Source organism: Pseudomonas sp. PA-5-4B (assembly GCF_021606215.1).
Taxonomy (GTDB): Bacteria; Pseudomonadota; Gammaproteobacteria; order Pseudomonadales; family Pseudomonadaceae; genus Aquipseudomonas; species Aquipseudomonas edaphica.
The window spans coordinates 1-11,919 of sequence record NZ_WKDB01000073.1; the positions used below are offsets into that span (position 1 = coordinate 1).

Sequence of the window (11,919 nt, forward strand, 5' to 3'; positions counted from 1 at the left end):
GGTCTTTTGATCTGCGCTTTTGATCTTGATCTGAAATCGCCCCCCAAATCACTGGCGGATTGCGGGCATGCCGAGCCATAGCGAGGCACCGAGTGTTGGGGCGAGGACCTTTTGGTTACTTTTGACTGGGCCGGCATTCCGGTCCTTGCAAAAGTGACCCGCCGTAAGAGCGGAAGCATAAGCCGCCGTTACCGCAGCAACGGATATGTATTCAACAACCCACCCCCACACATAGCGTTCGGCCTGTGTTCAACACATCTTCATGGCCCGCGCCAAGCGCAACGTACCCTGGCGGATCTCATCCCGATTGAGCGAAGCAAAGCCCAGGCGCAACGCGTTCTCCGCCAAGCCCTCAGGCGAAAACTGACGCGCACTGCGCACCACAACTCCCTGGCCCAGGGCATCCTCCACTAACCGGTCAACATTCGTCTCATCCTGGAAACGCACCCACAGCGCCAGCCCGCCCTCGGGCGTACGCACCTGCATACGCTCGCCGAACGCCTCGTGCAGACAGCTCTGCAACACTTCCCGCCGCGCGGCGTATTCTTTCGAAACACGGCGCAAGTGCTTCTTCAATTCACCCTCATTGATCAGGTCCGCCAACATTTTCTGCGCGACGGCATCGGTGTCGCCCACCACCAATGCGGCGCTTTTTTGCAGCACTTCAGTCACATGGGCAGGCGCCACCACATAGCTGCACCGGAACGTCGATCCCAATGCCTTTGAAAGCGAGCCGATGTAGATCACATGGCGTTGCGAGCTGTCACTGGCCAGCGGCAAATAGGGCCGCCCGTTAAAGTGATACTCGTGGTCGTAGTCTTCTTCGATCACGCAAAAATCATGCAGCGCCGCCAAGGCCAGCAGCTGTTGCCGACGTGCCGCATGCAGGCTTACGGTGGTGGGGAATTGATGGTGCGGGGTGAGATAGATCATGCGCACTTTATGCGTTTGGCAGAGCTGCTCGATATGGTCGGTGCGGCAGCCCTCATCGTCCATGTCGACCGTGATCAAACGCGCACCGAGTTTGCGGAAAATCTCCCACGCCGGCGGGTAACTCAGGCGCTCCACCAACACCACGTCACCGGGCTGGATCAGCAGGCTGGCCGTGAGGTACAGCGACACCTGGGTGCCTGGCGTCAGGCAGATATTCTCGGCGCTGATCATCAGCCCGCGATTGTTGCGCAGCATGTCGGCCAGCGCGCAGCGCAGGTAATAGCCGGTGCCCTCGCTGCCGTAGCGCACTGTGTTGGTGGTAAAGCTGCTGCGCAAGGCGTTGCGGTAGTAACGATGCAGCACGGCTTGTGGCAGCAAGCGGTGATCGCACGCGCCGTTATCGAAAAACAACGCGTCATGCCGGTGCTCCAGGGCAATCACCTGGGCGTTCTGGGCGAAGTAGGGCACGACCGCCTGTGGCACCAGCGCTGGGGCGAAAGACGGTTGCGAGCGACTGGGAGCGGGCTTGGGCGCCAGTTGCGCATTGACGAAGGTGCCACGGCGCGGCTCGCTGATCAGCCAGCCTTTGGTCATGGCCTCTTCGTAGGCCAGGATCACGGTCTTGCGGTTGACGTCGAGCAGGTGCGCCATCTCCCGAGTGCCCGGCAGCAGCGTGCCGGGCGGCAGCCGCCCTTCGAGGATGGCCGCGACGAGGCCTTCGGCAATCTTGCGATAGGAGGCTTGGCTTGAACCGTCATCAAGTTTGAGCAAGGGGCGCCATTTACGCATCTGGACCATCTGAAGTATCCAAAACTGGAGGTTTTAATGGGCCTAGTCTAGCGCAACAATCAGGCCTCACTTACTCCGAGGTCTTTATGAACACACGCCATGTAATCGAACTCTCTCCCTCGGGTAAAACCTTTGAAGCCGGTGACGAGCTGTTGCTGGACGCGATGCTCGCCAGCGGTTTGTCAGTACCGTTCTCGTGCCGACGCGGTGCCTGTGGGTCGTGCAAGGTGGTGGTCACCCAAGGTGAATACCGCGCCAAGCAACTGGCCCCCGGCGCACCCGCGCCGAGCTACCCGCTGGCGGCCAATGAGATGCTGCTGTGCCAAAGCCATGCCTGCGCCGACATGCGCCTGGAAATTCCCGGCTGGTCGCTGGACACGCCCGCGCTGGTCGTCGAGTCGACAGTGCTGAGCAAGCGCGCACTAAGCCCCGACATCATCGAGTTGGTGGTGATGCCGGATATGCCATTGGCCGTGCGGGCAGGCCAGTACCTCAAGGTCCGCCTGGTCGATGGCGATTCGCGGTGCTTCTCGATCGCCAACTTGCCGGCCGACGGCGATGGGCGGCTGGTGTTTCAGATTCGCCAGGTGAGCGGCGGGTTGTTTTCCGAGACCCTGCTGGGCAGCCTTGAGGCCGGCGACCTGTTGCCGCTGGAAGGGCCTTTTGGTGCCTGCACCTGGCAGGACGATGACGCTGCGCCGGTCGTCCTGTTTGCCACCGGCACCGGCTATGCGGGTATCAAGCCGATCTTGCTGACCGCCTTGAAGCGTGATGTGGAGGTGACGTTTTACTGGGGCGGCGCGCAAGCAGCAGATTTTTACGACCGCGCATTCCTGGACCAGGCGGTCATCGACCACCCGCGTTTCCACTGGCACCCAGTATTGGCCTCGCAGGGCAAGGTGCAGGAAGTCGCGCTAGGCCACGGGCACCGTTGGGAAGCCGCTCAGGTGTATGCCTGCGGTAATGGCGGCATGATCAGCCAGACGCGTGCCGAGTGCCTGGAAGCAGGTTTGCCGAGCCATCGGTTTATCGCCGAAGCCTTTGTGCCCAGCGGCCAGTCGAGCGCCGACGCGCTGCTCAAGACCCTGGATGACACCTGGGAAAAGGTCGGCCCGAGGTATTCGCTGGACGGCATGCTCGCCGCCCGTGAAAAAACCATCCGCGCCCTGGCAGCGATTGCCAGCCAGCTCAAGGTCGGCATGACCACCGGGGAAGCCCTCGACATGGCCGCCGAGCAGTTGCAGGCCATGGGCGCCTCCCACACCTGGCACCCGACGTACATCCGTTTTGGCGACGACACGGTTCGCCCACCGAGAGAAGGCATTGACCCACTGCGCCCGCTGCGTGCCAGCGATATCGTGGTGGTCGACCTCGGCCCGGTGTGGGACGGCTACGAGGGCGACTATGGCGACACCTTCGTCTTCGGCGAGTCAGCGCTGCACCGCGATTGTTTCAAGGCCGTGCATGAAGTGTTCGATGAAACCCGCGAGGCCTGGAAGCGTGGCATGACCGGCTGTGAACTCTATGACTTTGCCGAGGAACGGGCCGTTTCCAAGGGCTGGCGGCTGTCGCGCAACCTGGCCGGCCACCGTATTGCGGATTTTCCCCACGCACTGTTCGGCACCACGGAATTGGCCGAGCTTGAGATCACACCGAGTGAAATGGTGTGGGTGCTGGAGATCCAGCTCTGCCACCCCACCGAGCCGGTTGGTGGGTTCTTTGAGGATATCCTGATGCTTGAAGCTTGAAGGGCTGAGGCACTCTAGGTGTTAGGTAGGAGGTTTCCCGAGTTTCCCTGAACTATATGGGCGCAGTCGGCTCATACAGCCATTGCCAATCACGGCAATTATTTCTGTGCGATAGGGACATCACCTGTGAAATATGCAATCTGCGCCACCTTGCTGCTGTCACTGAGCGGCTGCCTGACCATGTCGGGTGAATACACCGTGACGGCTCAGGACGCCTCCGGCGCCCCGTTAACCAGGCTCGGCACCTTCACCGCCGAGGGCCATAACATTTACCCCATACGCAATGCGTTCTGCCTCAATGCGCCGGGGGCGACGGTCATCATTCGCGATGCCCGGACCGGCGAGGAACTGCGCAGCGAAAGCCCTTATCACTGCCGTTAAGCCTCAAAAAAAGGATTTCCATGAGAGCGTTTCTGATAGCAGGCCTGGCCGTGGCCGTGAGTGGCTGCGGCAATATTTCCAATATCCGTGCTTACAACACGGCCTATGTTGAACCCACATCCGGGGATACCGCACGTTTGCGTGTAATCACCAATGGCATGGCGCGCGGCGTGCCGGGCCGTGATTGCATCGACTGGCGTGTGCCTGGCGCCGGGGTGATGGCCGTGTCCGAATCCGGCTTTGCGGGTCAGAATAATGGCCGCAGCCTGGGCATGCCCGAGAGCAACCGCCGGGTGGAGGCGCAAGGCTCGGCGCGTAGCGAACTGAAGGTGCCGGCGAACAAGCCTTTTGCCATGAACTTCCAGAGTGAGGGCTATGTTTCTGGCGGCAATTCCTACAGCTGCAGGCAGAGCTTTCACTTCACCCCCAAGGCCGGGCAAGATTACGAACTGATCCTGCTGGACGGTGGCCAGTGCCTGATTGCATTGCAGCGCCTGAACCCGACGGGAAAACCGGAGAACGTGCCGGTAGAGAAGGCCAAGCTGTGCAATGCGATGGATATGTTTTAGGCCGCAAGCCAGACCTGTTTAATCACAACGCCGATCAATGTTGATCGGCGTTGTGGTTTTTACCTGCGCTTATCAGAGCTTCGGCAGTTGCCCCACACGGCCGATCATTTCCGTGACGATCTGCAGGTCCAACAGGAACTGCTCGACGGTCTTGAACTCACCGTCGGTGTGCCCGGTGTACTTCACGTCCGGCTTCGCCAGGCCGAATTGCACGCCATTGGGCAGCTCATGCACGGAGGTCGCGCCGGCTGAGGTGCCGAACTTGTGCTCCATGCCGAGGTTTTCGCTGGCCACGGCCAACAGCGCTTTGACCCACTCACCTTCAGGGTTGCGATACATCGGTTCTGCCACCGAGTAAGTGACGTCCATGGCCACTTTGGTGTGTTTGTCCCAGGCGCTGATTTTCTCTTCGATCTCGGCCTTGAGTTTTTCCGGCGACTTGCCCTTGGGAATGCGCAAGTTCACCGCCAGTTTGAAGGCTTTGGCGTCTTGGCCAACAAAGGTCAGCGAAGTGGTCAGCGGCCCCATGAATGCATCGGAGAAGCCCACGCCCAACTTGCCGCCCAGGTAATCCAGGCCCCAGTTGTCGGCGGCATATTTTGCGGCGTCGGTGATGTGGTTGTGCTTAAGGGCGATCTTGCCGTCGACGCTGTGGATCAGCTCCAGCATGCGTGCGACCGGGTTCACGCCGGTTTCCGGCTCGGACGAGTGCGCGGACACACCAGTGACCGTCAGCTTGACCTCTTTGCCCACCACCTTGGCCGCCACGGTGAAGTCAGCGCCGTTATTTTTGGCGTATTCGTCGCCGGCTTTTTGCAGGTTGGCCGCCAGCTCCGCAGGCTTGTCGCTGAGCAGAGTGGCCACCGACACCGAAGGAATCTGATTGGTGGCCGCGCCGCCGGTCATGGCGATGATTTCTGCGCCTTTGCCGTCACCTTTGCGCACCGGGAAGCTTGCCATGACGGTGCCGTAGCCTTTTTCGGCAATCACCACCGGGTAGCCGCCATCCAGCGCCAGGTTGTATTGCGGCGTCGGGTTATGCTCGAAGTAGTAAGGAATGGCGTCTCCGGACGTTTCCTCGGTGGTGTCCACCAGCAGCTTGAAGTTGCGCGCCAGTGGCAGCTTTTCTTCCTTGATGACCTTCATCGCATACATCGTCACCACGATGCCGTTCTTGTCATCCTCGGTGCCACGGCCGTACATGCGGTCGCCGATCAGGGTGACTTTGAACGGGTCAAGCCTGGTGCCGTCCTTGAGCACCCAGTTTTCCGGGGTCACTGGCACCACGTCGGCGTGGGCGTGAATGCCGACCACTTCATCGCCGCTGCCTTCCAGGGAGATTTCATAGACGCGGTTGTCGACGTTACGGAAGTTCAGGTTGAAGGCTTTGGCCAGGCCCTGGATCTTGTCGGCGATCTTGAGGAATTCCGGGTTCTTGTACTGCGGCAGGCCGTCGATGTTGAAGGTTGGGATCTCGACCAGCTCGCGCAGGGTTTCCAGCGCGGCCTTGCCGTACTTCACGCGGGTATAAATCCCCAGCAGGCGATTGATTTCGTTCTGCTGGTCGGCGCTCAGGGGTTTGTTGGCGAGGAAGGCTTCGATGGCCGGGCCGACGTCGTCGGTTTTTGCCAGGTCGCCCTTGGCCAGGGTGCCGAGGAAACCACGGAAATCGGTGGTTGGGGTTTCACCAAAGTGCTTGATGATGGCTGTGCTTTGTTCGACGCTGATATTGGCGGACGCAGGCGTGGCGACGGCCGCAAAGCTGGCGGCGAACAGGGTTGCAGCCACCAGTTTCTTGAGTGGAAAGTGCATGGTTAGAGGCATTCCTTTGCAGGCGGTGAGTAAGAGGTTTCTGATCGATCTGTCAGAAACATTTCCACACACTACCATCACCAAGGCCGGGATAGGGAGCCTTGTGGGAGCTGGCTTGCCTGCGATAGCGGTGGATCAGCAATGAAGTTGTCGACTGACAGTCCGCCATCGCAGGCAAGCCAGCTCCCACACAAGCCGGTTCCCACAGGGGAATAGGGTGAAGTTTGAAATGAGTGCTCAAGGCTTACCCGGATGCGGCTCCGGATACGGTGCAATCACGTCCAACGCCTTGGCATACGGCCCCTCCCACAACTGCTCGTGCAACTGCCCGATGCGCTTGGCCATCGCCGCGTCGTGCATCACCACTTCCAGGTTGCGCGAGTTATCCAGATACCCGCCCAACCAGTTGCTGGTGCCAACCCAGGCCACTTGCCCGTCGATCTCCATGGTCTTGCTGTGGATCACCCGCGCATACGGAATAAACCCTTGTTTGGCTTCGGGCAGGGTGACGATCTTGACCTCGACGTTGGGCAGCACGGCCAGGCTTTTGAGGTAGGGCAGTTCCAGCTTGTCGGTGTTCCAGTTGGACACCATCAGCTTGACCGACACCCCACGCGCAGCGGCGGCGCGCACGGCGTTGTCGATCACTGCGTAGTAGGGGCGGGTTTTATCCGGCCCGTAGGACAGCGGTGCATAGTCGAGCAATTGCACGCGCACTTCTTTCTTGGCTTCGCTTAGCAGGCGCGGCAGTTCCAGTTGTGAGTCGCCCACGCCGGGCGGGTTGTAGCGTTGCGGGCTGGCCACCAGGTAGTTGCCGGTGCGCGCAGGCTCCTGGGCCGCAGCGGGCAGTGGCACCGGTTGCTTATCCGCCAAGGCGGCCTGGGCTTGCCAGTCCTGGTTGAAGATCGCCTGCACCTGGCTGACCACGCTGGCATCGCTGATGCGCAAGCCGGTTTCATGGATATGCTCCAGCGAGCGCCAATCGAAATTCTGGCTGCCGACAAACGCCTGCTTGCCGTCCACCACCATGTACTTGGCGTGGATGATCCCACCGCTCAACTGCCCATAGGCCAACACGCGAAAGCTCAGGTTAGGAATTGCGCGCAGGCGTTCCAGCGTAGACGCCTCCGACAGCCGAATACCTTTTTCCTCCAGCAGAAAGCGAATCTTCACACCCCGTTTGCCGGCAGCTTCCAGATGCTCGATCACCTTGTCCATCACCGAACCGGGATGGTCGGCCGCGTAGAACTGGCCGATATCAATGCTGCTTTTTGCGCCGTCAAACAGCTCGATCCACACCGGCCCCGGCTGGCGCAAGTCGGCAGTCCCCAGCGCAGTGTCCACCGGCACGGTGTGTACCAGTTCAAACCCTGGAATTGAAAAGTCCGCCTGGGCAAGCGGACTCAACAGAAGGCCGGTCAGGCCTGCGATACGCAACTTTATCGAGAGGGACATAGGCGTCTCATCGGGGCAAAAAGAAAGGCGGGCGCATCATGCGCCCGCCCTGAAGGTCATGCAGTGCGGGTGTGCAACGGCGTTGGCACCAGATGCGGTACTTCACCCTGTACACGGGCGCCGGTGGCCGCGCGGATCAGCAGGATTTTCAGCTGGTCGTTGATGCGCTCCAGGCTGTCCTGGAAGAAGTTGTGGAACACCACGCAGAACAGCGCGATGGCGATACCCAAGCCGGTGGCGAACAAAGCCGTACCGATGCCACCGGAGATCTGGCCCGGGTCGGACACGCCGGCGCTGGCCAGCGCCTTGAAGGTGTCGATGATGCCGAGGATGGTGCCCAGCAGGCCCAGCAATGGCGCGGCGGTGGTGATGGTCTCGATGATCCACAGGCTGCGCGACAGCGGCGCACGGGTCTTGAGGTACTGGGTTTCGATTTCGTCGTCCAGGTCCTTGCGCGAGCCGTTGGAGGCCTTCTGCGCGAGGATCGGCAGCACCATGTTCAAGGGCAGGCTGTCGCGGCGGGTGAGGCTTTGCGGCAGGTCGCGCTCGCTGTGTACGTTGGCGCCGAGCACGTCGGTCAGGGCGCGGGCCTGGCGGCGCACGTAGGCGAAATAGATGCCCCGTTCGATGGTGATGAAGATCGCAATCGCCATCGCGGCGTACATCACATAGATGGTGATTTGGTGCAGCAGGTCCATGTCCATGAGTGTGTTCCTCTCAGGTGATTAATCAGAAATTCGCTTCCAGGGAAACCGTGACGGTACGGTCCAGGCCGACGATGTAAGCCGGGTCACCATCGCGGAAACCGCTGTAGCTCGCCGCGTTGGTCTTGGTGGTGTACACGCCGTCCAGGTACTTCTTGTCAAACAGGTTGTCGACGTTCAGGCGCAGAGTGGCGTCCTTGACCACTTTCTTGTCCACGGGCAGGTAGATACCGGCGCCGAGGTTGAAAACGGTGCGCGCCGAAATGGCTTCGTCGTTGGTCAGGTCACCGTAGAGCTTGCTGGTGAATTTGCCGCCGAAGGTGCCGTAGAAACGCCCGTCGTCATAGCCGATGTTGGCCGCCAGCATGTTGGCCGGCACGTTGGCGAACTGCTTGCCGCTGGTGGGCAATACGATCGGTTTGCCGGCGCTGAAGACGGTCAGGTCGTCCTGCTGCTTGGAGCTGGTGTAGGTGTAGGAGGTGTAGTAGTTGAAGTTGTGCGGCAGCTTGCCGCTCCACTCCAGTTCCAGGCCTTTGTTGATCACGGTGCCGGCGTTGATGTCGGCCGAATCGCCGTTGCTGTCCAGGGACGTGAGTTGGCGGTTCTTGAACTGCATGTAGAACAGGGTGGCGGCGAGGGTCATGTCTTCGCCGGTGTAGCGCCAGCCCAGTTCCTGGTTCCAGCTCAGTTCCGGCTTGGAGTCCAGGGAGCCCACGCCTTTGTCGTACAGCACGTAGTTCTGCGGGATACGCATGTTGCGCGAAAGGCTGTAGAACAACTGGTCACGCTCGTCGAGCTGGTATTTCAGGCCAGCGTTGGGCAGCAACTTGTTGTAGGTCTGGTTGGCCTTGCCCGGTTGTTCGGTGAGGCTGCCGTGGTTGGTGCCCTCACGCTCGACATTCATGTAGGCAAGGCCCGCGATCAGGGTCCAGTCCGAGTTGATGTACCAGGTGTCCTGAGCCCAGACTTTTTGCGCTGGCGTTACGGTGTAGCGGTCGCGGCCTTGTACGGTGTTGCCATTGGCGTCGACCACGGAGCTGGCGTCTGGCCAAGTGTCGCTGGGCTTGCCGCTGTTCTTGAGGGCAATGAACGGCTGGGTCTGGCTTTGGCGGGCGCGCTCGTACCAGTAGCCGAATTGCAGGCTGTGGTCGCCCAGGTCCCAGTTCAGCTTGGTGGTGATGCCCGGGCGCCAGGTCTGGGTGCGCGAAGGGCGGTAGTAGACGCCCGTCGTCGCGGAGCCGTCAGCGTTGTATTGGGCCTGCGTCGGCAGGTTGCCGAGGTCGAATACGCCGCCTTTGTTGGAACCGCTGTTGAGCGCATAGGCGGAGGAGCCCACGCCGCTGCCGTTGCCGTAGTAGTAATACGGGATCACCGAGAGCGACAGGTTGTCGCTCAGCTTGTACTGGGTGTTGAGCACGGCGGTGAAGGTCTGGAACGGGTTCTGTGCCAGGTCGTAATAGCTGCTGATCTTGCCGTTGGAGCCCAGCGCCGGCTTGGCCGGGTACGGGTCATACTGGCGGCCGAACTGCTGGAACTGCGCCTTGGTCAATTGGCTGTAACTGTTGTTGTCCTGCTCGTGGTACTTGAGGATCAGGTTGGCGGTGTTGCCGTTGCCGGCGTCGAAAAAGCTGTTCCACTCCACCTTGTCCGCACGCACCGCGCCCGAGCCGCGCCACATCTGGCCTTCGGTGTGGGACGCCGACAGCCAGTTGGAGAGGCCGTTGACTTCGCCGGTGTTGAGGCGCGCAAAGGTCTTGCGGGTGGCGTTGCTGCCCACCACTTGTTTAACGAACGCACCGGTTTCCTTGGTCGGGCGAATCGTCACGATGCCGATGTTGCCGCCACTGGAGCCGATGTGCGGGCCGTCGGCTTCCGACGAGCCCTGGGTGACGAAGATCTGGTCGATGTTTTCCGGATCGCCGAGCAGGTTGGAGTACAGCGCGTAGTTGCCGGAGTCGTTGATCGGCATGCCATCCACCGACATACCGACCTGGTCGGAGTTCATGCCGCGCATGGTGAAGCGAAAGCCCGACAGACCGGTGTTGTCCTCACTGGAGATGTTCAGGCCCGGCGTGTACTTGAGCTTGTCGATGGCGTTGCCGGTGGCGGTTTGTTTGTCCAACGCTTCCTTGGTGATGGTCGAGCGGCCCTTGGCGCTCTCTTCCTGGACCATGTAACCGCCCCCCGCGGTTGCCTTGCCTCCCTGAACTCCGATCGTGCCGACGTCACTGTCACTGGTATCAGCCATGACCACTCCATGGGTCATGCTCGTCGCGGCAACAAGTGCCAGATGAATACGTGTGAACCTCATCACTGTCGTCCTGGTGTCGGTGCTTATTGCACGCTGTAGTTGAAGGTGGCGGTGAAGCGTTGCTCGTTACGTCCACCGAAGGCTTGTTCGGGGAACGGCTTGACCTGCTTGATGCGGCGCAGGCTATTGGTAGCGGCCCGATTGAGCAGCATGCTCGGCGCCGGGGTCTGGATCCCGGCATCAAGGACGCGGCCTTGTCGATCCACCATCAACCACACCACCACCTCGCCACTGGGGCGCTCGAGGGACGCCTGGCGCCCGGTGGGGTATTGCTTGTACGTGTCCAGCTCGTTGCGCAGACCCTTGAGGTAACCGCCTTCCAGGGCCTGGCCATCCACTTTGGGCGGTGCCGGTGGCGCGGGCGGCGCGGGTGTCGGCGCGACAGCGGCCTGTACCGGCTTGGCCGCGACGGGTGCGACTGGCGCTGGCGTGGGAGTCGGTTTGGCGGCCACCACGGGCTTGGGTTTGGGCACCGGCTTGGGCTTGGGTTCAGGTTTTGGCAAGGGTTTGGGCGGTGGTGGCGGCGGGGCCGGTTCGGCTTCTTCGTCCTCGATCACCGGCGGTGGCGGCTCTTGCTCGACCACAGGCTCGGGAACCACTTCGGGCTCGGGTTCGACCAGGGCCAGCTCGACCGCCGACTCGTCGTACTGCGGCTGGATTTTCAACGGTTGGGACTGGATACCCAGTGCAATCAGCACCAGGGCGATCAGGGCCGGGACACTGCCCAGCAGCTGACGCGCACGAAACAGTACATACATGATCAAGACTTACGCGTGGCAATGGACACGGAGGTAAAGCCACCCAGGCGCAGGGTGTCCATGACTTCCACCAGGCGCGAAACCTCTACGCCTTTGTCGCTGTTGACGATGATGGTCGACTTGGTATCAGGCTTTTCTGCAGCCTTCAGTGCCGGCACCAACGCATCGACCGTGAGGGCCTTGCCGTCGAGTTGCAACTGGCCTTCGAGGCCCAGGGTCAGGATGAATTTATTCTGCGGCTTGAGTTGCTGCGAGCTGCTGGCGCTGGGCAGTTGGGTCTTCATGCCGAGTGCGGGGATCACGTTCAAACTCACCAGTACGAAAAACACCAGGAGGAACATCATCACGTCGATCATGGGGATCAACTCGATATGTGCCTTGCGTTTCTTGGGTTCATCCCAGGTTCTCATTCTGTTACCCCGTCGTTGAATTAGGGGCGACACGCTAACAACCAAAAAT

At 60.9% G+C, this 11,919-nt stretch carries 10 protein-coding genes; 3 read left to right on the forward strand and 7 right to left on the reverse strand.

The features are described 5' to 3' along the window. Positions 1 to 249 precede the first annotated feature (249 nt). Complete coding sequence (gene pdxR, locus GIW28_RS25735) at positions 250 to 1,731, reverse strand: MocR-like pyridoxine biosynthesis transcription factor PdxR (protein WP_236447092.1); 1,482 nt, start codon at positions 1,729 to 1,731, stop codon at positions 250 to 252. A 77-nt stretch (positions 1,732 to 1,808) separates the two neighbouring features. On the opposite strand from pdxR, the gene GIW28_RS25740 reads away from it, so the two are divergent. The 3 genes from GIW28_RS25740 (at position 1,809) to GIW28_RS25750 (ending at position 4,420) form a co-directional block, all read left to right on the forward strand. Further along, positions 1,809 to 3,470, forward strand: coding sequence for an NAD(P)H dependent flavin oxidoreductase family protein (locus GIW28_RS25740; protein ID WP_236447091.1), 1,662 nt, complete (start codon positions 1,809 to 1,811; stop codon positions 3,468 to 3,470). Between the two features lie 126 nt (positions 3,471 to 3,596). Continuing rightward, positions 3,597 to 3,851, forward strand: a complete 255-nt coding sequence (locus GIW28_RS25745) for a hypothetical protein (protein WP_017136409.1) — start codon at positions 3,597 to 3,599, stop codon at positions 3,849 to 3,851. Between the two features lie 20 nt (positions 3,852 to 3,871). Further along, a complete protein-coding gene (locus GIW28_RS25750; protein ID WP_236447090.1) occupies positions 3,872 to 4,420 on the forward strand; it encodes a hypothetical protein in 549 nt (182 codons plus the stop codon). Between the two features lie 72 nt (positions 4,421 to 4,492). Here the strand turns inward: GIW28_RS25750 and GIW28_RS25755 are convergent, their stop codons facing one another. From GIW28_RS25755 to GIW28_RS25780, 6 genes are all read right to left on the reverse strand, one after another. Next, entirely contained in the window at positions 4,493 to 6,232 is a 1,740-nt protein-coding gene (locus tag GIW28_RS25755; RefSeq protein WP_236447089.1) for a dipeptidase, read from the reverse strand. A gap of 237 nt (positions 6,233 to 6,469) precedes the next feature. Next, on the reverse strand, positions 6,470 to 7,687 hold the full coding sequence (locus GIW28_RS25760; RefSeq protein ID WP_017136407.1) for a phospholipase D-like domain-containing protein: 1,218 nt from the start codon (positions 7,685 to 7,687) through the stop codon (positions 6,470 to 6,472). Positions 7,688 to 7,743: 56 nt separating this feature from the next. Next, positions 7,744 to 8,391, reverse strand: a complete 648-nt coding sequence (locus GIW28_RS25765; RefSeq protein WP_236447088.1) for a MotA/TolQ/ExbB proton channel family protein — start codon at positions 8,389 to 8,391, stop codon at positions 7,744 to 7,746. 25 nt (positions 8,392 to 8,416) lie between these two features. Continuing rightward, positions 8,417 to 10,702, reverse strand: coding sequence for a TonB-dependent receptor (locus tag GIW28_RS25770; RefSeq protein ID WP_236447087.1), 2,286 nt, complete (start codon positions 10,700 to 10,702; stop codon positions 8,417 to 8,419). A 23-nt stretch (positions 10,703 to 10,725) separates the two neighbouring features. Continuing rightward, positions 10,726 to 11,460, reverse strand: a complete 735-nt coding sequence (locus GIW28_RS25775) for an energy transducer TonB family protein (protein WP_069788770.1) — start codon at positions 11,458 to 11,460, stop codon at positions 10,726 to 10,728. A gap of 2 nt (positions 11,461 to 11,462) precedes the next feature. Then, a complete protein-coding gene (locus tag GIW28_RS25780) occupies positions 11,463 to 11,870 on the reverse strand; it encodes an ExbD/TolR family protein (RefSeq protein WP_017136403.1) in 408 nt (135 codons plus the stop codon). Between the last annotated feature and the right edge of the window lie 49 nt (positions 11,871 to 11,919).